At 73.3% G+C, this 19,762-nt stretch carries 17 protein-coding genes; 5 read left to right on the forward strand and 12 right to left on the reverse strand.

The annotated features are described in order from the left end of the window. Positions 1-22: 22 nt before the first annotated feature. The 7 genes from ABIB16_RS05680 to rsmI all read right to left on the reverse strand — a co-directional run bounded on the left by ABIB16_RS05680 (position 23) and on the right by rsmI (position 9,346). The gene (locus tag ABIB16_RS05680) at positions 23-1,864 is read right to left on the reverse strand and encodes an ABC-F family ATP-binding cassette domain-containing protein (protein WP_036384943.1); all 1,842 of its coding nucleotides are present in this window, start codon (positions 1,862-1,864) and stop codon (positions 23-25) included. 65 nt (positions 1,865-1,929) lie between these two features. Further along, positions 1,930-2,898 carry a 4-(cytidine 5'-diphospho)-2-C-methyl-D-erythritol kinase gene (locus ABIB16_RS05685; RefSeq protein WP_170079823.1) on the reverse strand — a complete coding sequence of 323 codons (969 nt, stop codon included), beginning with the start codon at positions 2,896-2,898 and terminating at the stop codon, positions 1,930-1,932. Next, positions 2,895-3,818: a 16S rRNA (adenine(1518)-N(6)/adenine(1519)-N(6))-dimethyltransferase RsmA gene (rsmA, locus tag ABIB16_RS05690; protein ID WP_230260082.1), complete on the reverse strand. Its 924-nt coding sequence runs from the start codon at positions 3,816-3,818 to the stop codon at positions 2,895-2,897. The genes ABIB16_RS05685 and rsmA overlap by 4 nt, the downstream gene beginning before the upstream one ends. A 60-nt stretch (positions 3,819-3,878) precedes the next feature. Next, positions 3,879-5,690 (reverse strand): ABC transporter ATP-binding protein, encoded by a 1,812-nt coding sequence (locus ABIB16_RS05695; protein ID WP_206451534.1) that lies wholly within the window; start codon positions 5,688-5,690, stop codon positions 3,879-3,881. Between the two features lie 33 nt (positions 5,691-5,723). Beyond that, the gene (locus ABIB16_RS05700; protein ID WP_230260083.1) at positions 5,724-6,677 is read right to left on the reverse strand and encodes a TatD family hydrolase; all 954 of its coding nucleotides are present in this window, start codon (positions 6,675-6,677) and stop codon (positions 5,724-5,726) included. 119 nt (positions 6,678-6,796) lie between these two features. After that, a complete protein-coding gene (locus ABIB16_RS05705; protein WP_036384948.1) occupies positions 6,797-8,284 on the reverse strand; it encodes an NAD-dependent succinate-semialdehyde dehydrogenase in 1,488 nt (495 codons plus the stop codon). 183 nt (positions 8,285-8,467) lie between these two features. Further along, positions 8,468-9,346, reverse strand: coding sequence for a 16S rRNA (cytidine(1402)-2'-O)-methyltransferase (gene rsmI / locus ABIB16_RS05710; RefSeq protein ID WP_036384949.1), 879 nt, complete (start codon positions 9,344-9,346; stop codon positions 8,468-8,470). Positions 9,347-9,413: 67 nt separating this feature from the next. Between rsmI and ABIB16_RS05715 the strand changes: the two genes are divergently transcribed. The 3 genes from ABIB16_RS05715 (at position 9,414) to ABIB16_RS05725 (ending at position 13,859) form a co-directional block, all read left to right on the forward strand. Next, positions 9,414-10,286 (forward strand): glycosyltransferase family protein, encoded by an 873-nt coding sequence (locus ABIB16_RS05715; protein WP_036384950.1) that lies wholly within the window; start codon positions 9,414-9,416, stop codon positions 10,284-10,286. A gap of 55 nt (positions 10,287-10,341) precedes the next feature. Next, positions 10,342-11,955, forward strand: a complete 1,614-nt coding sequence (locus ABIB16_RS05720) for a dolichyl-phosphate-mannose--protein mannosyltransferase (RefSeq protein WP_141843371.1) — start codon at positions 10,342-10,344, stop codon at positions 11,953-11,955. Between the two features lie 68 nt (positions 11,956-12,023). Continuing rightward, entirely contained in the window at positions 12,024-13,859 is a 1,836-nt protein-coding gene (locus ABIB16_RS05725) for an AMP-dependent synthetase/ligase (protein WP_141843369.1), read from the forward strand. 77 nt (positions 13,860-13,936) lie between these two features. Here ABIB16_RS05725 and ABIB16_RS05730 read toward each other — a convergent pair whose 3' ends face one another. From ABIB16_RS05730 to ABIB16_RS05740, 3 genes are read right to left on the reverse strand one after another with little or no spacing between them, the layout of a single operon-like run. Next, positions 13,937-15,157, reverse strand: coding sequence for a TIGR01906 family membrane protein (locus ABIB16_RS05730; protein WP_141843367.1), 1,221 nt, complete (start codon positions 15,155-15,157; stop codon positions 13,937-13,939). Between the two features lie 47 nt (positions 15,158-15,204). Beyond that, positions 15,205-16,764 (reverse strand): adenosylhomocysteinase, encoded by a 1,560-nt coding sequence (gene ahcY, locus ABIB16_RS05735; RefSeq protein ID WP_220478842.1) that lies wholly within the window; start codon positions 16,762-16,764, stop codon positions 15,205-15,207. A 45-nt stretch (positions 16,765-16,809) separates the two neighbouring features. Next, entirely contained in the window at positions 16,810-17,112 is a 303-nt protein-coding gene (locus ABIB16_RS05740) for a DUF3499 family protein (protein WP_020628239.1), read from the reverse strand. Between the two features lie 62 nt (positions 17,113-17,174). On the opposite strand from ABIB16_RS05740, the gene ABIB16_RS05745 reads away from it, so the two are divergent. Then, on the forward strand, positions 17,175-17,720 hold the full coding sequence (locus ABIB16_RS05745; protein WP_254184041.1) for a hypothetical protein: 546 nt from the start codon (positions 17,175-17,177) through the stop codon (positions 17,718-17,720). A 55-nt stretch (positions 17,721-17,775) separates the two neighbouring features. On the opposite strand, the gene ABIB16_RS05750 is transcribed toward ABIB16_RS05745, so the two are convergent. Continuing rightward, complete coding sequence (locus ABIB16_RS05750) at positions 17,776-18,297, reverse strand: WhiB family transcriptional regulator (protein ID WP_080696049.1); 522 nt, start codon at positions 18,295-18,297, stop codon at positions 17,776-17,778. Between the two features lie 170 nt (positions 18,298-18,467). Between ABIB16_RS05750 and ABIB16_RS05755 the strand changes: the two genes are divergently transcribed. Further along, on the forward strand, positions 18,468-19,091 hold the full coding sequence (locus tag ABIB16_RS05755) for a hypothetical protein (protein ID WP_095695405.1): 624 nt from the start codon (positions 18,468-18,470) through the stop codon (positions 19,089-19,091). A gap of 27 nt (positions 19,092-19,118) precedes the next feature. On the opposite strand, the gene ABIB16_RS05760 is transcribed toward ABIB16_RS05755, so the two are convergent. Beyond that, entirely contained in the window at positions 19,119-19,679 is a 561-nt protein-coding gene (locus ABIB16_RS05760; RefSeq protein WP_002854495.1) for a GtrA family protein, read from the reverse strand. Between the last annotated feature and the right edge of the window lie 83 nt (positions 19,680-19,762).

The raw sequence follows: 19,762 nt of genomic DNA on the forward strand, positions 1-19,762 counted from the left end.
CCCTCCTGTGAGCGCCCGCCGGTCAGTCCCCTTCGGCGAGTTCAGCGGCCTGCAGCCACTCCTCCTCCAGGACGTCCAGCTGCGCGTCGAGGTCCTTCAGGTCGGCGGAGGCCGCGGTGAGGGCGTCGAAGTCCTGCGCCTGCCCCAGCTCGGCCATCCGCGCCTCGAGGCCGGACCTGCGGTCCCGTAGCCGGGTCATCTGCTTCTCGAGCCGGGCCATCTCCTTGCGGGCCAGCCGACGCTCCGCCTCGGTGGGTCCGGTGTCCTCCTCCGGCCCGCCCATGCCCGCGCACGTCCCGACGACGTCGTTGCGGCCTCGGGCCGCGCCGGTTCCCCGGGCCGGGCCGCCGGCGTCGTCCATCGCGGCGCGCAGCTCGAGGTACTGGTCCACCCCGCCCGGCAGGCCGCGGACCTTGCCGTCCCCGAGCAGGGCGACCTGGTGGTCGGTGATGCGCTCGAGCAGGTAACGGTCATGGGAGACCACCACCAGGGTCCCCGGCCACCCGTCCAGCACATCCTCGACGGCGGCCAGGGTGTCCGTGTCCAGGTCGTTGGTCGGCTCGTCGAGCATGAGGACGTTGGGCTCGCCCACGAGCAGGCGCAGCAGCTGCAGGCGCCGGCGCTCGCCGCCCGAGAGCTCGGAGACCTGAGTCCACTGCCGGGAGGTGCCGAAGCCGAGCATCTCGAGCAGCTGGCCGGAGGACATCTCGCGGTCCCCGACCTGGAAGGACAAGCCCTCGCGGGCCATGACTTCGGCGACGCGCAGGTGGGCGACGTCGTCGAGTTCCTTCACGTCCTGGGTGAGGGTGGCCGAGACCACCGTCTTGCCGCGCTTCACCCGCCCCGAGTCCGGGGCGATGCGCCCGTCGAGCAGGCGCAGCAGGGTCGACTTGCCCGCACCGTTGACGCCGACCACGCCGAGCCGCTCGCCGGGCGCCAGGCGCAGGGTGACGTCGTCGAGGATCGGCTTCTCCCCCAGCGTCAGGCTCACGTGCTCGAGGTCGAGGACGTCCTTGCCCAGCCGGGCCGTGGCCATCTTCGCCAGGGACACCGAGTCGCGCGGGGCGGGGACGTCCTCGATGATGGCGTTGGCCGCCTCGATGCGGAACTTCGGCTTCGACGTGCGTGCCGGGGCGCCACGGCGCAGCCAGGCGAGCTCCTTCTTCACGAGCTGCTGACGCTTCTGCTCCGTCACCGCCGCCTGCCGGGAGCGCTCCGCGCGCGCGAGCACCCACGCCGCGTAGCCGCCGTCGAACGGGTCCACCGTGGCGTCGTGCACCTCCCACGTGCGCGTGCAGACCTCGTCGAGGAACCACCGGTCGTGGGTGACCACCACGAGGCCGCCGTCGGTGGGGCGCCAGCGCTGCTTCAGGTGGCGGGCGAGCCACGCGACGCCCTCGACGTCCAGGTGGTTGGTGGGCTCGTCGAGGAAGAGGACGTCGTCGTCCCCGGCGAGCAGACGGGCCAGGGCGACGCGACGGCGCTGGCCGCCGGAGAGGCCCCGCACGGACTGCTCCAGGTCGAAGCCGTCGAGGAGACCGCCCAGGACGTCCCGGACCTTGGGGTCTGAGGCCCACACGTGGTCGTCCACGTCCCCGACCACGGCCTGGCGCACGGTATGCTCCGGGTCGAGCCGGTCCTGCTGGTCCAGCACGCCCACGCGGACGCCGCCGCGGCGGGTGACGCGGCCCGTGTCGGGTTCCTGAAGGCCGGCGAGGATGCGCATGAGCGTGGACTTGCCGTCACCGTTGCGGCCCACGAGTCCGATCCGGTCCCCCTCATCCACGCCGAGGGAGAGGCCCTCGAGGACGGTGCGGGTTCCGAAGGCGATGCCGATGTTCTCGGCGCCGAGCAGGTGGGCCATGGAGGAGGTGGTCCTTTCCGGACGGAGGAGGGGTGGTCGGGTGCGGCGGGGTGCGCCGCCGGGTGTCACAGCACGTGGGCGCCGGGCACGGGGCCGTGGACGGGGAGGGCGCGCACGCCCGTGCGCTCCTCGATGGCCGAGGCCAGCCGCAGCGCGGAGGCCTCGTCCTGCGCCACGAAGAGCAGGGTGGGGCCGGAGCCGGAGACCATGCCGCGCAGCGCGCCTTCGTCCAGGCCGAGGTCGAGGACGTCCGAGAGCTCGGGGAACAGGACGACGGCCGGGGTCTGCAGGTCGTTGTCCATGGCGGTGGCGAGTTCGAGCGGGTCCGCCGCGGTGAGGGCCCGCAGGACGGCCTCGTTCACCTCCGGGCGCGTCGGCCCGTCGGGCAGGTGACCCTCCCGGCGCAGCTCGTCCAGGGTCTGGAACACCACGGGGGTGGACAGCCCGGCGTCCGCCGGGACGAGGACGAGGTGCACCGGGGTGCGGGCCGCGACGGGGGTCAGCTCCGCCCCGGTCCCGAGCCCGACGGCGGCGCCGCCCAGCACGCTGAAGGGCACGTCCGCGCCCAGCGGGGCGGCCAGTTCGGCGAGCTCGGCGCGGGTGTGCCCGGTCTCCCACAGGGCGCTGCACGCGAGCAGCGCGGCGGCCGCGTCGGCGGAGCCGCCGCCCATGCCGCCCGCGACCGGGACCTGCTTGGCGACCTCGAGGTGGACGCCGTGGCTGTCAGGATCGAGTCCGAGGGTGTGCCTCAGGTGTGCGGCGGCGCGGTGCGCGAGGTTGCGCTCGTCCCAGGGCACGTCTTCGGTGTCCACCAGACTGATGTGGCGGCCCGACGGGCCGACGGTGATCCTCCCGTCCGTGCGCGCGATCGCCGTGACGGTCTCCCGCAGGCTGACGGCCAGGTACACGGTGGCCACGGGGTGGTAGCCGTCCGCGCCGGGCGGCCCCACCCGCAGGGACAGGTTCACCTTGCCGGGGGCGCTGACCGTGACGTGCCGGGCCGTGGGGTCGAGGCCGAGGTCCTCCGTCGTCATGCGCTCACCTCCTCCGCCGCACGCCGCGGGCCGTGCTCGGCGATCCTCGCGAAGGCCGCGATGTCCAGGGCCTCGCCGCGGGCGCGTGGGTCCACGCCGGCGGCCACCAGGGCGTCCTCCGCCGCCTGCGGCGACCCCGCCCAGGAGGCGAGCGCGGCGCGCAGGGTCTTGCGGCGCTGGGCGAAGGCGGCGTCCACCACGGCGAAGACCTCCCGGCGGGACGCGCTGCCCGCCGGCGGCTCGCGCCGGGTGAAGGCGACCAGCCCGGAGTGGATGCGCGGAGCGGGCCAGAACACCTGGGTGCCGATGGTGCCCGCCTTGCGCACCTCCGCATACCACGCCGCCTTGGCGGACGGCACGCCGTAGACCCTGGAACCAGGCCCGGCCGCGAGACGGTCCGCGACCTCCTCCTGCACCATCACCAGGCCGTGCCGCAGCCCCGGCAGGACCGCGAGCGCGTGCAGCAGCACGGGCACGGCCACGTTGTAGGGCAGGTTCGCCACGAGCGCGGTGGGGCCGCCGGCCGCGGCAGCGGGCCGGACCTCGGCCAGTGCCTGCTCGCTCAGCGTCATGGCGTCCGCGTGCAGCACCGCGAGGGCGTCCTCGGCCCCGGGGCGGAACTCGGCGGCGGTGCGCGGCAGGCGGGCGGCGGTGACCGGGTCGATCTCGACGGCGGTGACGGCGGCGGCCGCGTCCAGCAGGCCGAGGGTGAGCGAGCCCAGCCCGGGGCCGATCTCCAGCACGTGCTCGTCCGCGGTCACGTCCGCGGCCTGCACGATGCGCCGGATCGTGTTCGGGTCGATCACGAAGTTCTGGCCCCACTGCTTGGTGGGACGCAGGTCCAGCTCGGCGGCGATGCGCCGCACGTCCGCGGCGCTCAGCAGCGGGGCGGGGGCGGGGTGCGGGGAGGGCTGGACCATGCCCGCGAGTCTATCGGGGCGCCGGACGGGGTAGCCGGGACGCAGCGGCGCGGGGTCCGCTCAGGTGGAGAGGTCACCGAGCCGGACGAGCTCGCGGAACTCGGGGCTCGTCTCCTGCAGCCCGGCGAACGTGCCCTGGCCGATGATCCGCCCCTGGTCCATCAGCACGATCTGATCGCAGCGCTTGACCGTGGAGAGACGGTGGGCGACCACGATGACCGTGATCCGGCCGCGCAGCGACTCGATCACCTCGGTGACCCGGCGTTCCGTGAGGTTGTCGAGGGCCGACGTCGCCTCGTCGAGCACGAGGAGGCGGGGGCGCCGGAAGAGCGCGCGCGCGATGCCCAGGCGCTGGCGCTGGCCGCCGGAGACGCCCACGGCCCCTTCGCCGATCACGGTGTCCAGGCCGTCGGGGAGCTCGTCCAGCCACTGGCCCAGCTGGGCTTCGCGCAGCACGCGCTCCACCTCGGCCCGGTCCGCCGTCTGGGTGGCCTCGACGTCCAGGAGCACGTTGTGCAGCACCGTCCCGTTGACCACGGTGACGGACTGCGGGACGAACGCCACGTTGTCCCACCAGCCGCGCGGGTTGGCCTCGAGCTCCACCCCGTCCACGTAGACCCCACCGCGCTGGGCGTGGTGGAAGCCGATGACCAGGTCCACCAGGGTGGTCTTGCCGGCACCGCTGCCGCCCACGAAGGCGTACGAGGAGCCGAAGGGGATGCGCAGGTCGATGTCGCGCAGGACCGGTTCGGCCTTGCCGGGGTAGGTGAAGGACGCGTCCCGCACCTCGATGGACTCCTCGAACGTGATGCGCTCGTAGGGCCGGTCCGCCGCGTGCAGGACCGGCTGCGCGGCAGCGAGCTCCGCCGTCGTGCGCTCGAAGGCCGGCCAGGAGGTGCGGATCTCATTGGTGGTGGCCATGAGCGCGGCCATGGACGGCAGCACGCGGAAGCCGGCCATCGCGAGCAGGGCGAGCGAGCCGAACGCCTCCCCGCCGCGGCCCTGGATGAAGGCCACGGCCACGAGCGCCGCGATGGCGGCCACGAAGGCGACCTCGAGCACGTAGCGTGGCATCATCGTGAGGATCATCTTGAGCCGCGTGGCTTCGGCGCTCTCCATGCGGGCCGCGCGGTACTCCTCCATGAAGGCCGAGTCGTTGCCGCGGATCTTCACGTCCTTGTAGTTCTCCAGGCCCTGCAGCGCCGCCGTGTTGGCCCGCTCCCCCGCGGTCACCAGGGTCCAGCCCAGGCGGGAGGCCGGGCGGCGGATCACGGTCTTGATCACCCAGGCGACGGCGAGGAAGTACAGGGCCATCCCGAGCCCCGTCAGCGGCATGGAGACGCCCACCACGACCGCCACCGCGACGAGCGTCACGGCCTCCGTGAGGAACGTGACGGACGCGTTCACCACGCCCGTGTACGCCATGCTGGAGGTGCCGGTGACGTTGTTGACCAGGGTGCCCACAGTGCGCGTCAGGTGCAGGCCGTAGTCGGCCCGCAGGTAGTAGCGCAGCAGCGTGGCGGACGTGCGGATCAGGTTCTGGTTGGTGAACCCCATGGTCCACCAGCGGAACGCGAGCACCAGGATCGCCTTGAGCAGGAAGGCCAGCACGATCACGACGGCGAAGGCCACCGTCTGCTCCGGCACCGTCACGGCCCCGAACCGGGCCAGCAGCCCTTCGAGCGCCGGGGAGCCCAGCTCACCCGAGGTCAGCAGGCTGACCAGCGGGAGGATCGAGGCGAGCGCCACCATCTCGAGGCCGGCCACGAGGAGGGACCCGAGGACCACGAACACGAGGCGGATCCGCATGGGGCGGTCCACCAGGTACTGCGTTCCCTCGGGCAGCCGGGCTTTGAGGAGTCGGGTCAGCACGTCGTCCATCCTAGGGGCCGGGTCTGGATCGGCTTAGAACGAGCCGTACACCCGGGCGGTGTTCTCACTCACCGCGCGGGCGAGGGCCGCCACGTCGTCTCCGCGCGTCTCCGCCATGCCCCGCAGGGTCAGCGGGACCAGGTAGGGCGCGTTGGGGCGGCCCCGATGCGGATGCGGCGTGAGGAAGGGCGCGTCCGTCTCCACGAGCAGCAGCTCGGCCGGGGCGATCCGCAGCGCCTCGCGCAGCTCGTCGTTGGCCTTGAAGGTGACGGGCCCGGCGAAGGACATGTGCCAGCCGTGCTCGGCGCACGTGCGGGCCAGATCGGGGCCGCCGGAGAAGCAGTGGAACACCACGTGCGGGGGCAGCCCGCCGTCGGCCGCCTCCTCGAGCAGGATCCGGACGACGTCGTCGTGCGCGTCCCGGTCGTGGATCTGCAGGGCCGTGCCGAGTTCGCGGGCGAGTCGGATGTGCCGGCGGAAGGACTCCTGCTGCGCGGCGTGGCCGGCCTCGTCCTGCGTCCGGAAGTAGTCGAGGCCCGTCTCGCCGACGGCGCGCACGCGGGGGTGGCGGGCGAGCTCGGCGATCTGCGCGAACGCCTCCTCGAACTCGCCGCGCTCGGTCAGGCGGGCCGCGTCGTTGGGGTGCAGCGCCACGGCGCCGAGCAGGCGGGGCTCGGCCTCGATCGCCGAGATCGTGAACCGGGCCGAGGCGACGTCGCAGCCCACCTGGACCGCGCCGGTCACGCCCACGGCCTCCGCCGCGTCCATCGCCTGGTGGACGTCCACCCGGACCAGGCCGTCGCGGAAGTCGAGGTGCGTGTGGTTGTCCACGACGGGCACCGGCAGCGGCTCGGGTGCGGGCGGGTACTCGAGGCGCCGCCGACGTCCCGACTTCTCCTCGTGGGCGTCCCGGCGCGGGCCGCCGTCGTCGTCCGGCTGCGGGGCGGGGGCGCGGTAGGCGAGGGGGGTCTCGGATGCGTGGGCCATGCACCCCACTCTAGGGAGCCGAACCCGGGCTCCCGACACGCCTCGGGGGCGGTATCGGGTGGTATCCACGTCGGATACCACCCGATACCGCCCCCGGAGGACACGGCTCGGCGCGAGGGTCAGGCCTTCGTGGCCGCCCACGGGTCGGCGATGCCGATGTACTGCACCGAGGTGTACTCCTCGATGCCCTCGGCGCCACCCTCGCGGCCCAGGCCCGACTGCTTCACGCCGCCGAACGGCGCGGCCGGGTTGGAGATGACGCCCACGTTGTAGCCCATGAGGCCGAACTCGATGCTCTCGGCCACGCGGTACATCCGGGCCTGATCCTTGGTGAACACGTAGGAGGCGAGGCCGTACTCGGTGTCGTTGGCCATCTCGATGGCCTCCTCCTCGGAGGAGAAGGTCACGATCGGGGCCACGGGGCCGAAGATCTCCTGCTGGAGGATCGGGTTGCCCTTCTCCACCTTGATCGCGGTCGGCGCGTAGAAGTAGCCGTCGCCCTCGATCTTGTGGCCGCCGGTGAGCACTTCGCCGCCGGCCGCCACGGCGTCCCGGACGAGCTGGTCGATGTCGTCGCGCGCGCCCTCGTCCACGATCGGGCCGAGGGTGGACTCCGGGTCGGTGCCGCGCAGGGGCTTGAGCGCCTCGAGCTTGGCCACGAACTTCTGCGTGAACTCCTCGGCCACGTCCTCGTGCACGAGGAAGCGGTTGGCGGCGGTGCAGGCCTCGCCCATGTTGCGCATCTTCGCGGCGAAGGCGCCCTCGACGGCGGCGTCCAGGTCCGCGTCCTCGAAGACGATGAGCGGGGCGTTGCCGCCGAGCTCCATGGAGGTGCGCAGCACGTTGTCCGCCGCGTCCTTCATGAGGCGCACACCGACCGGGGTGGAACCGGTGAAGGACACCTTGCGCAGGCGCCGGTCCTGCAGGATCGGGCTGGAGATCGACGAGGCGGAGGAGCCCGCCACGACGTTGAGCACGCCCTTGGGCAGGCCGGCCTCCTGCATCACCTGCGCGAACAGCTGGGTGGTCAGCGGGGTCAGCTTGGCGGCCTTGAGGACCATGGTGCAGCCGGCGGCGACGGCGGGACCCACCTTGCGGGTGGCCATGGCCAGCGGGAAGTTCCACGGGGTGATCAGCAGGCACGGGCCCACCGGGCGATGGTGCACCTGCATGCGCAGCGTGCCCTCAGGCACGGTCAGGGTGCGGCCGTAGTGGCGGCCGGCCTCCTCGGAGAACCAGCGCAGGAAGCCGTTGCCGTACGTGACCTCGCCGCGGGCCTCGGCGAGCGGCTTGCCCATCTCGAGGGTCATCAGCAGCGCGAAGTCTTCGGCGCGCTCGTTGATCAGGTCGTAGGCGCGGCGCAGGATGTCGGCGCGCTCCTTGGCCGGGGTGCGGGCCCAATCGGCCTGCGCGGCGCAGGCGGCGTCGAAGGCGGCCATGGCGTCGTCGGAGTTCGCGTCCTGCAGGCTCGCGATGACCTTGCCGGTGGCCGGGTCCTTCACGTCGAAGGTCTTGCCGGAGGAGGCATCGCGCCACTCGCCGTCGATCAGCAGGCCGGTGGGGACGGACTCCAGCAGCGCCTTCTCGCGCTCAGCGGTCACGGTCATGATGCACCTCTTTCGGGGTCGGTGGTCGGAGGCGGCACGCCCCGCGTCCCTCAGGGGAACGGGTGGACGGCCACGGGTATTCCGACGCCGTCCGGCAGCGGTCGGCAGCGGCTCCACGGCTGATCCTAGCCAGGCCCCGGGGCCGCGCCATCGCGCATGAGCATCTGTGCAGCCGGGGACGTGTCAGCCCCGGGCCGCGAGCACCGCCTGGTAGAGCTCCCGGCTCCGCATCCCGTGGGCTCCGGCCACCGCGGCCACGGCCTCCTTGAGCCGGGTGCCGGACTCCACCAGCACCGCCACCTCGGCGACGGCGTCCGCCTCGGACGCCTCGGCGCCGGGCGCGGGCGGCCCGATCACCAGCACGATCTCCCCGCGGATCCCCTCCCCCGCGTGCCGCTCCGCAGCCCAGGCATGCACCTCGGCCGCGGTGCCGCGCACCACCTCCTCGTGCAGCTTGGTGAGCTCGCGGGCCACGCACACCGGCCGTTCCGCACCGAGGACCTCCACGACGACGGCCAGCGCGTCCGCCAGACGCTGCGGCGACTCGAAGGCGACCACGGTGCGGGCCTCGGTCAGCAGGGAGGTGAGCCATCGCCGTCGTTCCCCGTCCTTGCGGGGGACGAAGCCGTCGAAGGCGAACCGGTCCGTCGGCAGGCCGGAGAGGGCGAGCGCGGTGGTCACGGCGGAGGGGCCGGGCGCGCAGGTCACGGGCAGCCCTGCGGACACCGCGGCCGCCACGAGCCGGTACCCCGGGTCCGAGACCGTGGGCATGCCCGCGTCCGAGACCACCGCCACCGTGGCACCGCCCCGCACCTGGTCCAGCAGCCCCTGGGTCGAGGCCGCCTCGTTGTGCTCGTGATGGGCCACCACCCTGCCCGTCGGCGTGACGCCCAAACCGGCGCACAGGCGCCGCGCGGTCCTGGTGTCCTCGGCGGCGATCACGTCCGCCTCCGCCAGCAGCTCACGCAGGCGCGCGGACGCGTCCCCGAGGTTGCCGATGGGGGTGGCGGCCAGGACGATGCGGCCGGACGGGGACGGCAGATCAGTCGGTCTCGGGGTCATATGTCAAGATCGTAGAGGCACCGCCCCGAGCCCGCCCGGGCCCACGCCTCTCCGAAAGGTCAGGACCATGCCCGTCGAGCCCCGCATCTGCATCACGTCCGGTGGCGACGAGATCCGCCTGCGCTCCTACGTCAACCACGCGATCTACGCTCGAGAGCACGGGCTGGACTACCGGCTCGAGACGGGCATCGACCCGCATATCGTCACCAAGTTCGACTACAAGGTCGCCATCCTCCGCCGGCTGCTCCCACGTTATGACTGGCTCGTGTGGATGGACGACGATGCCTTCTTCACCGACTTCGAGGCGGACAACCTCCGACGCCTGATCTCCGAGGCCGAGCGTGACGACATCAGCCTGGTCATCGCCGAAGGGCCCACAGAGCCGAACGGGTTCTGGTCACGCATCAACACCGGGGTCATGCTGCTCCGGAACGACGAGACGGCGCGCACGATCGTGGAGTCGACCTCGACAGCGGACCTGGCCACGGTCCGGGCCTGGTGGGACAACGATCGCGACGGTCTGTTCACCCACGGCGACCAGGACCAGATGTGGTGGGCCATCCAGACGGGCGGGCACGCCAAGCGCGTCCGGATCGTCGGCCACCGAGAGCTGAACTCGCGCGGGCACTACTACGAGGACTCCCTGACGGACGCGTTCGTCATGCACTTCACGGGTTATCCGGACAAGGAACTCGGCATCGCCCGCTTCGCCGACCGCTTCGACATCGGACAGGAGATCGTCCCTGAGCCGCTCCTGGACAAGTATCACGTCAGAGTGCGCAGCCCCCTGAGGGGCGCCCGCCGTGTCTGGCGGGAACGCTCGGTGGACACGCTGGCAGCGGTCAAGTACCGGCTCCGCCCCCACAAGGACCGGATCCAGCGCGTCGCAGGGTTCCTCCCGCCCGCCGTGCGCCGCCGGTGGCCGCTCGGCCACGTCTGAGAGCAGGCCGCACGTCGAGGAGGCCTGCTCCACCCCGCCGCCTAGCATGGAGCCCGTGCCCGCCACCGCCCTCGCCCCCCGCCCCGCCGCCGTCGCGGCCGACGACGGTCCCTTCGGCGTCGCCGCCCTGCGCGCCCGCCTCGGGGTGAGTGCGGCGCCCCTGACGCGGTGGCACTGGATCCTGCCGCTGCTGGTCACGGTGATCGCCGGCGTCCTGCGGTTCACGAACCTGGCCCACCCGGACCAGCTGATCTTCGACGAGACCTACTACCCCAAAGACGCCTACTCCCTCCTGGAGTCCGGCTACGAGCGGCGGTGGGGCGAGGACGTCAACGACGCGTTCGCGCGCGGCGAGGCGGAGCCGCTCGAGGGAGCCGCCTACGTGGTGCACCCGCCGCTGGGCAAGTGGCTGATCGGCCTGGGCATGCTCGCGTTCGGCCCGGACAACGGGGTGGGCTGGCGGTTCAGCGCCGCGGTGGCCGGCACGCTGTCCGTCCTGCTGGTCACCCTCGCCACGCAGCACCTGCTGCGCTCGGTGTCCCTGGGCGCGGTCGCCGGGCTGCTGCTGGCCGTGGAGGGCCACCACCTGGTGATGTCCCGCATCGGGCTGCTGGACATCTTCCTCTCGTTCTTCGTGCTCGCGGCCTTCGCCGCGCTGCTGGCCGACCGCGTCCACGGGCGGCGGCTGCTCGCGGCGCGGCTCGCCCACGACGTCGCCCGGTTAGGACGCGACGCCCTGGCCAGCGGGCCGTGGCTCGGCTGGCGCCCGTGGCGACTGCTGGCGGGCGTGCTGCTGGGCGCCGGCTGCGCCGTGAAGCTCTCCGGGCTGGCGTTCATGGCGGCCTTCGGCCTGCTCACGGTCCTGTGGGACATGTCCGCGCGCCGGACCGCCGGGGTGCGGCACTGGGCGTGGGCCGGCGTCGAGAAGGACGGCCTGTACGCGTTCGTGGCCGTGGTGGGCGGCGGCCTGGTCGCCTACCTGGCCTCGTGGACCGGCTGGTTCGTCACGGAGGGCGGCTACTACCGGGACTGGCACCGGGACAACCCGCCGGAGGGCCTGCTCGCCGGGCTGGTCCCCGGTCCGCTGCGCTCCCTGTGGCACTACCACGTGGAGTCCACGACCTTCCACCAGGGCCTCACCAGCCCCCACGACTACGCCGCCAACCCGTGGACCTGGCCGTTCATGGGCCGGCCCGTGAGCTACTACTACGAGGGTGCAGAGCCCGGCGAGGGGATCTGCCCGGCGGACGCCGCGGGCGCGTGCTCGGCGGCCATCACGGACATCGCCAACCCGTTCGTGTGGTGGACGGGCCTGGCCGCCGTCCTCGTGTGCGTGTGGCTGCTGGTGCGCCACCGGGACTGGCGGGCCGGCGCCCTGCTCAGCGCCTACGTGGCCGGGCAGCTGGTGTGGTTCCTGTGGCCCGAGCGGACCATGTTCTTCTTCTACACGATCGCCTATGAGCCCTTCTTCGTGATGATGATCGCCCTGGCGCTCTCGCTGCTGCTGCGGCCGGGTCGCCGGCCCGGGCCCCGCTGGGGCTCGGCCCTGGTGCTGGCGTACGTGACGATCGCCGTCGCCGTGTCCCTGTTCTTCCTGCCCGTCTGGATCGGCGACGTCATCCCGTACGACCAGTGGCGCTGGCGGATGTGGTTCAGCAGCTGGATCTGACGGTCGCGTCCCGGGCGCGGGCGTGCCCGACCGCGCGCCGCACGCCCGGAAATGGATACGCTCGGACCGTGCAGAACCAGAGCCCCGTCCATGAGTCCGCCACCGAGCTCGTCGGCATGCCGCCGGCGGACTCCAACATCACGGACCTGATCGTCGCCTCCTGTGCCGACCGGCCGGACGCCCCCGTGTACGCCGTGCGCAACGGCGCGGGCGGCTGGGTGGACGTCCACTTCACCGCGTTCCTGACCCAGGTGCGCGCCGTGGCGGCCGGCCTCATCGCCCGCGGCGTCCAGCCCGGGGACCGGGTGGGCCTGTTCTCCCCCACCTCCTACGCGTGGGCCGTCCTCGACCAGGCCGTGTGGTTCGCCGGCGCCGTCTCCGTGCCGATCTACGAGACCTCCTCGGCCCACCAGGTGGAGCACATCGTCACGGACTCGGGCCTGCGGGTGGTCGCCGTCGGCAGCGAGGAGCTCGACGAGCGCGTCGCCGAGGCCGCCGGGCACGCGGGCGTGGACGTGGCGACGTTCCCGCTGACGGACGCCGGACTGGCGGAGCTGGCCGAGGCCGGCGCGTTCGTGTCGGACGACGCCGTCGAGCACGCCCGCTCCCTGGCGACCCTCGCCAGCCCCGCCTCGATCGTCTACACCTCCGGCACCACCGGCCGCCCGAAGGGCGCCGTGATCACGCACGGCAACTTCGTGGGCGCGGCCATCAACGTGCTGCACTTCGCGCGCGAGGTGGTCCAGTGGTCCCCGACGACGACGTCGCGCACCCTGCTCTTCCTCCCGCTGGCCCACGTGCTCGCCCACGCCGTCCAGGTCATCTGCCTGTACGCCCGCATCCAGGTGGCCCACTCCGGTTCCCCGGCCACGCTGCTCGGCGACCTCGCCTCCTTCCACCCCACGTGGTTGCTGGCCGTGCCGCGCGTGTTCGAGAAGGTCGAGGCCGGCATCGAGGCCAAGGCCCAGAAGGGCGGCACCGGGCCGATCTACGCGGCCGCCAAGCGCACCGCCATCGAGTGGTCCACGGCCGTGGACGAGGCCGAGTTCGGGGACGGCCCCGGGCCTTCGGCCCTGCTGCGCGCCCGGCGCGCGCTGTTCGACCGGCTGGTCTACCGCAAGATCCGGGAGGCCCTCGGCGGCGAGGTGATCTCGTGCGTGTCCGGCGCGTCCGCCCTCTCCCCGGAGCTGGTGCACTTCTTCCGCGGCGCCGGCATCCCGATCGTGGAGGGCTACGGCCTCACGGAGACCACCGCGCCGGCCACCGTGAACATCCCCGGCGCGCACCGGGTGGGCACCGTGGGCCTGCCCGTGGCCGGGGTGACGGTGAAGATCGCCGAGGACGGCGAGATCCTCATCCGCGGCCCCGTGGTGTTCGACGGCTACCACGGCATGCCGAAGGCGTCGGCGGAGGCGATGGAGGACGACTTCTTCCGCACCGGGGACATCGGCGCGCTGGACGAGCACGGCTTCCTGCGGATCACCGGCCGCAAGAAGGACGTGATCATCACCGCCGGCGGCAAGAACGTATACCCCACGCCCATGGAGGAGGCGCTGCGCCAGCACCGGCTCATCGAGCACGTGGTGGTGGTCGGGGAGAACCGCCCGTTCGTGGGCGCCCTCATCACCCTGGACACCGAGGCCTTCACCCAGTGGGCCCTGGACCGCGAGCTCAGCCTCACGCCGGCCGAGGCCGCGACGGACCCCACCGTGCTGGCCTCGATCCAGGAGGCGGTGGACCAGGTCAACGGGGGCGTCTCCCGCGCCGAGTCCATCCGCCGCTTCCGCATCCTGGACCACCCGTTCACCGAGGACTCCGGGCACGTCACCCAGTCCCAGAAGCTCAAGCGGGCCCAGGTGATCGAGGACCACGCCGAGGACGTCGAGGCCCTCTACCGTCGCTGACCCCGCGCCCCCGGACGACGACGGGCCGGGAGGACGCCTCGTCCTCCCGGCCCGTTCCCGGTGCCATCCGGCGGCGGTCAGCGCACCACGGCGTCGTCCTCCCGGGCCCACCGCAGGCGGGTCCGCAGCAGCTGCTCGCGGCGGTCCGCGCTCAGCTCACGACGGCGGCGCGTAGGCCACGTGAGCACGAGCGTCACGAGGGACGCCAGCAGGGTCACCAGCCCGACCACCACGGCCGCGTCCACCCAGAACTGGCTCGGGTACAGGCGGATCAGCGCGTCCTGCACGGAGAACGTCCACGTGCCGTCCGCGAAGAACAGCGAGTGGAACCCGGCGAAGAACGTCTCCCAGCCCAGCACCGCCAGGACCGCGAGCGCGATCACCGCGAGCGGCAGCCACACGGCGCCGGCGAACAGGGCGCGGCGCACCCCGCCGGGGCTGGTGCGCAGCAGGGACGCGATGAGCAGGGCGCACACCACCACGAGCACCACGAGCGCCGCGGTGGCGATCCACAGCACGGTCTTCACGTCCGTCATGTGGTCGACCTCGACCTCGGTGAACAGGGGCGCGCCCTGGTGCGTGAGGCTGCTGAGATACCGCGGCCCGGCCAGATTGGTCACGTAGTCCAGCCCGGCGGAGCCGTAGTGCATGCGGTCGGCGAGGGTGAAGCCGAACCGGTCCGCGGGGAACCCGGGCCGGTGGTACTCCAGCCACAGGAACACCGGGCTCGCCACGAGGCGGACGGCGGCCAGCAGCAGGGCGAGCGGGGCGAGGATCGCCAGCAGCACCTGCGCCAGGCGCGGACCCGCCTTGGGCAGGCGCGCGCGCTCCTCCGGCGTGGGGCCCTGCAGGGCCGCAGCCTGCGCCACGGGGGCGGCGGTGCCGTCCTCGGGGTAGCGGTCGACCGGGGCGGCTGCGCTCGAACCCGCCGCGCGGGCCCCGACGGCGGCGCTCAGCGGGCCGAGCTCGTCGGCGCCGGGCAGCGGACGCCGGTCGCCCTCGGGCACGGCCCGGGAGGCGACGATGTCGCGGTCGGCGTCCGCGGCCGGGCGGTCGGCGTCACGTCGGTCCGCGGCCGCCGCGTCCCCGCCGCGCAGCGCGGCGAGGTCCTCGGGGCTGAGCGCCGAGGTGTGCTGGGCGCCGCCGTCGTCGTCCCGGCCCATGGCGGGCAGCGCCTGGGTGCGGTTCGGATCGTCGGCGGCGTCGTCCTCGACGAACGCGCCGTAGTCCAGCCCGGATTCGAAGTCCTCCGCCCCGGCGCGCTCGTCGCGCCCGCGGCCGGCCTGATGGGAAGCCATGCTCGTGCCTCTCTCGAGTGGGTCCGTCCGCCCGCGGGCGCCGGGGATCAGTAGCGGTAGTGGTCGGCCTTGTAGGGGCCGGCCACGTCCACGCCGAGGTACTCGGCCTGGACCTTGGTCAGCTCGGTCAGCCCGACGCCGAGGGCGTCCAGGTGCAGGCGGGCGACCTTCTCGTCCAGCACCTTGGGCAGCGTGTAGACGCGCTTCTCGTAGTGCTCACCGGTCAGGGCGCCGGTGCCCGTGGAGCCGCCGAAGAGCTCGATCTGCGCCATCACCTGGTTGGTGAAGGACGCGCTCATCACGAACGAGGGGTGGCCGGTGGCGTTGCCGAGGTTCAGCAGGCGACCCTCGGAGAGCACGATGATGCTGCGCTCGGCCTCCGTGCCGCCGTCCAGGGTCCACTCGTGGACCTGCGGCTTGATCTCCGTCTTCACGACGCCGGGGATGCGGGCCAGGCCGGCCATGTCGATCTCGTTGTCGAAGTGGCCCACGTTGCCCACGATGGCCTTGTCCTTCATGGCGGCCATGTGCTCGGCCATGATGATGTCCTTGCCGCCGGTGGTGGTGACGAAGATGTCGCCCTCGCCCACCACGTCCTCGAGGCGGGCCACCTGGTAGCCGTCCATCGCGGCCTGCAGCGCGCAGATCGGGTCGATCTCCGTGACGATCACGCGGGCACCCTGGCCGCGCAGGGCCTCGGCGGCACCCTTGCCGACGTCGCCGTAGCCGCAGACCACGGCGACCTTGCCACCGATCAGCACGTCCGTGGCGCGCATGATGCCGTCCGGCAGGGAGTGGCGGATGCCGTACTTGTTGTCGAACTTGGACTTGGTCACGGCGTCGTTCACGTTGATCGCCGGGAAGAGCAGGCGGCCCTCCTGCGCCAGCTGGTAGAGGCGCAGCACGCCCGTGGTGGTCTCCTCGGAGACGCCGCGCAGGGTGCCGGCGGTGCGGGTCCAGTGCTGCGGGTCGCGGGCCAGCGAGCGGCGCAGCGTCTCGAGGATGATCCGGTACTCCTCGGGATCGTCCTCGGTGGCGCTGGGCACGGCGCCCGCGGCCTCGAACTCGACGCCCTTGTGCACCAGCAGGGTGGCGTCGCCGCCGTCGTCCAGGATCATGTTGGGGCCGCGCTCCGGATCCTCGTCCGCGCCCGGCCAGGTGAGGATCTGCGAGGCGGTCCACCAGTAGTCCTCGAGGGACTCGTTCTTCCAGGCGAACACCGGCACGCCCTGCGGGTCCTCGGGGGTTCCCGAGCCCACGACGACGGCGGCCGCGGCCTCGTCCTGCGTGGAGAAGATGTTGCAGGAGGCCCACCGGACCTCGGCGCCGAGGGCGATGAGGGTCTCGATGAGCACGGCGGTCTGCACGGTCATGTGCAGGGAGCCGGCGATGCGGGCGCCCTTGAGCGGCTGGGCCTCCCCGTACTCCTCGCGCAGGGACATCAGCCCCGGCATCTCGTGCTCGGCCAGGCGGATCTGGTGGCGGCCCGCCTCGGCCAGGGACAGGTCCCGGACCGTGAAGTCGAACGAGGCACCGGGCACGGTGGTGCGGTTGGCGAAGGCCGGGTCGACGTCGGGGGTGCGGAACTCTGCGGAGGTCTCAGTCATGCCCTCCAGCCTAGCGAGGCCCAGGACGGCACGACACGTGCCGCGTCAGTCCCCGTCACGCACCACGCGCAGCCCGGGGCGGGCCGGCGGGACGGCCATGGGCCGGGTGGGGACCGTGCGCACGCCGCCGTCCGCGTCGACGGCCTCGTAGTGCTCGGGCAGCTCCAGCCGCAGCACCTCCCAGCCGCGCGGGGCCGTGGTGCGCCGAGCGTGCTCGCCGCAGAGGTCGTACGTGTGCGGCTCCGCCCGGCGCGACAGGGGCCCGATGACCACCTGCGAGTCCGCGTAGTTGTACGTCAGCGTGGCCAGGGCAGGGCTCTGGCATCCGGTCTTGCTGCAGCGTCGCATGGGTCCCACGCCCGCCACCCTACTCGGCGGACGGCCCGGAGCGGTGGCCTACCATGGCGCGCATGACCGCGTCCGCCTCCTCCGATCCCCTCGACCCCCTGCCGTTCCGGGCGGGCGACGCCGCGGGGGCCGAGCCGGGCGTCGAGGGCGGCCCGGCCGAGGCCGGCGTCTCCTCCCCCACGGGGCGCGGCGTCCGGGACCGCCGTGGCCGAGGGCTGCGGCATCCGCGCCCGTTCGGTGCGCGCTCGGAGCGGGGCCGGGGCGAGGCGCTGCTGACCGCCGTCGAGAAGGCGGTGGACCGGCTGGGCTCCCTGGACGCGCCCGGGCTGCGGCACGTGACCGCGCGGGTGGAGCGCATCCCGGACCGGCTCGACGAGCGGCTGCGCGAGCTGCACGCCGGCCGGGAACGGGATGAGGAGGCGCTGTTCGCGCGGGCCGAGCGGCAGGGCCGGGACGGGGTGCTGATCACCCTGTTTGAGCGGCCGCTGCGGGACGCGGCCGACCCGGCCGACCTCGAGGGGGCCGTCTACGGGGTGGCGCTGAGCCGTTGCGCCGACGCGCTGGGCGTGGACCCGCAGGTGCTCGACCCCAGCTGGGGCCGCGGCTGAGCCCGGACCGGGTGGTCCGCGCCGGGCACCGCGCCCGGCGGATGAGCGCGGTGCGTCAGGCGCGGGCGCGGCGCAGGCGGCGACGCTCGCGCTCGGAGAGCCCGCCCCAGATGCCGAAGCGCTCGTCGTTCGCCATGGCGTACTCCAGGCACGCGTCCTTGACGGTGCAGGCCTCGCACACGCGCTTGGCGTCCCGCGTGGAGCCGCCCTTCTCCGGGAAGAACGCCTCGGGGTCCGTCTGCGCGCACAGGGCGTCCGCCTGCCAGGCCAGCTCGCCCTCGACGGGCTCGGTGGTCACGCCCGGGATGGCGGCCCAGTCGGCGGAGACGGGCACGGCCTCGACCGGACGCGCGTCACCGGGGAAGAGGGCGGTGACGGTGGCGGCCGGGGTGCCGGTCTCGCCGTCGAGGTCGTGGGCGGTGAGGAAGGCGGTCGCCTGATCCTCGAGGCTCGCGCTGGAGACGCTGGCCTGCGGGTCGGCGGGGTCGAGGAACCAGTCGCTGGGGACGCTCCGCGGACGAGGCGCCGGCGCGGGATCGGCGCGGTGCGCGTCCTCGACTCGCTGGGTTTGCTCCATGTGTGACGCCTCTTCCCGGGATCGACGTGGCGGTGTGGGCCGGGTGACCATGCGGTCCGCGCGGGTGCCGGGCAATCCGGCGGGCCCCTCCTGGCGGGACCGTTGGCCCGGGTTCATTACATCGGTGTGATTCATGCCGAGTCAAACCGAGCGGGTGCCACACTGGGCCCATGGTCTCCCTCTCCGTGCCCCGGTCCACCGGCCCCCTCGTGCTCCGCCTCGCCTCCTCCCCGCGGCCCGCGCTCGTCCAGGAGCCGGGGGCCCCGGACGAGCCCGGCGCGGTGGACCAGCGCATCGAGCTCTCGGGCCGTGTGACCGTGAACTGGGCCGCCAAGTTCGCGGGCCTGCTCGGCGCCGAGGGCATCGGCGCGGGCGACGCCGTCGCCCTGGACCTGCCCGTCCACTGGCTCTCCCACGCCCTCGCCCTCGGCGTGCTCTGCGCCGAGGCCGAGCCCGCCCTCGACGGCGACTCCCCCGCCGCCGTCCTCACGGACCGGCCCGAGGCGTGGCCGGACCCGTCCGTGGCCGTCTTCGCCGTGGCCCTGCCGCGCGGCCTCGAGCCCGAGTTCGACGGCCCGGCCGCCGACCCGGCCGTCGTGGACGTGGCCGCCGAGATCCGCGCCCAGCCGGATGCCCTGCCCGGCCCCGTGGATCACGTGCGGCCCGCGTCGATCCCGGCCGGGGCCGACGTCGCCCCGGACGACGACGGCCCGCGCCCCCGCCTGACGTGGGCGGGAGTGCGGGCCGCGCTGGAGGCGTGGGACGCGGGTCGGGCGGTGACCGTGCGCCCCTGACGGGGCGGCGGGGTCAGGCCGGGGCGCTCAGACCCCGGCGTCGGGGGTACGGTGCCGGCCGCGCGGACGCAGCTGGTCCTCGCGCAGCACGGGCATCTGGCCGGTGATGATCGCGAGGTCGTTGGCGAAGCCGGGCTCCACGTCCAGCTTCTCCTTGAACACCCAGAACCGGTAGGCGAAGTAGCGGAACACGGTGCCGAAGAACAGGCCGATCACGTTGCCGGCGATGAACAGGCCGGTCGGGTCGGTCACGCCCAGCAGGTACTGCGCGATCGCCACGCAGCCGGCCTGGATGCCCAGCCCGATCGCGTTCATGATCAGGAACATCACGAGCTCGCGCGTCTTGTTCGAGGAGCGCTTGTCCCGGAACGTCCAGTAGCGGTTGGCGACCCAGCTGAACAGGGTGGCGACGACGCCGCCCACGATCTTGGCCTTGACGTTGGACCCCTCGAGCGGGCCGGTCATCATCCACCAGAAGACGAGCGAGTCCACCACGAACGCGGCCGCACCGACGGTGCCGAACTTGGCCACCTCCCGCCACAGCAGGGAGGCCATCCCGGTCAGGCGGCCCCAGAGATCGGACAGCATGGGCGTGGACTCCTCGGTTCAAGACGGGGGTGTGCACGCGGGCCGGACCCGCGCAGGGCTGGGGAACACTGTAGCCGCGCCCC

The sequence above is a fragment of the Micrococcus sp. UYEF5 genome (assembly GCF_040546065.1).
Taxonomy (GTDB): domain Bacteria; phylum Actinomycetota; class Actinomycetes; order Actinomycetales; family Micrococcaceae; genus Micrococcus; species Micrococcus luteus.

Excerpts from the sequence above, each read along its gene's own strand:
- ABIB16_RS05755 (WP_095695405.1), top strand. The coding sequence starts at position 18,468 with ATGGTCTCCCTCTCCGTGCCCCGGTCCACCGGCCCCCTCGTGCTCCGC.
- rsmA (WP_230260082.1), bottom strand. The coding sequence starts at position 3,818 with ATGGTCCAGCCCTCCCCGCACCCCGCCCCCGCCCCGCTGCTGAGCGCC.
- ABIB16_RS05760 (WP_002854495.1), bottom strand. The coding sequence starts at position 19,679 with ATGCTGTCCGATCTCTGGGGCCGCCTGACCGGGATGGCCTCCCTGCTG.
- ABIB16_RS05730 (WP_141843367.1), bottom strand. The coding sequence starts at position 15,157 with ATGGCTTCCCATCAGGCCGGCCGCGGGCGCGACGAGCGCGCCGGGGCG.
- ABIB16_RS05740 (WP_020628239.1), bottom strand. The coding sequence starts at position 17,112 with ATGCGACGCTGCAGCAAGACCGGATGCCAGAGCCCTGCCCTGGCCACG.
- ABIB16_RS05705 (WP_036384948.1), bottom strand. The coding sequence starts at position 8,284 with ATGACCGTGACCGCTGAGCGCGAGAAGGCGCTGCTGGAGTCCGTCCCC.
- ABIB16_RS05680 (WP_036384943.1), bottom strand. The coding sequence starts at position 1,864 with ATGGCCCACCTGCTCGGCGCCGAGAACATCGGCATCGCCTTCGGAACC.
- ABIB16_RS05745 (WP_254184041.1), top strand. The coding sequence starts at position 17,175 with ATGACCGCGTCCGCCTCCTCCGATCCCCTCGACCCCCTGCCGTTCCGG.
- ABIB16_RS05685 (WP_170079823.1), bottom strand. The coding sequence starts at position 2,898 with ATGACGACGGAGGACCTCGGCCTCGACCCCACGGCCCGGCACGTCACG.
- rsmI (WP_036384949.1), bottom strand. The coding sequence starts at position 9,346 with ATGACCCCGAGACCGACTGATCTGCCGTCCCCGTCCGGCCGCATCGTC.
- ABIB16_RS05700 (WP_230260083.1), bottom strand. The coding sequence starts at position 6,677 with ATGGCCCACGCATCCGAGACCCCCCTCGCCTACCGCGCCCCCGCCCCG.
- ahcY (WP_220478842.1), bottom strand. The coding sequence starts at position 16,764 with ATGACTGAGACCTCCGCAGAGTTCCGCACCCCCGACGTCGACCCGGCC.
- ABIB16_RS05715 (WP_036384950.1), top strand. The coding sequence starts at position 9,414 with ATGCCCGTCGAGCCCCGCATCTGCATCACGTCCGGTGGCGACGAGATC.
- ABIB16_RS05750 (WP_080696049.1), bottom strand. The coding sequence starts at position 18,297 with ATGGAGCAAACCCAGCGAGTCGAGGACGCGCACCGCGCCGATCCCGCG.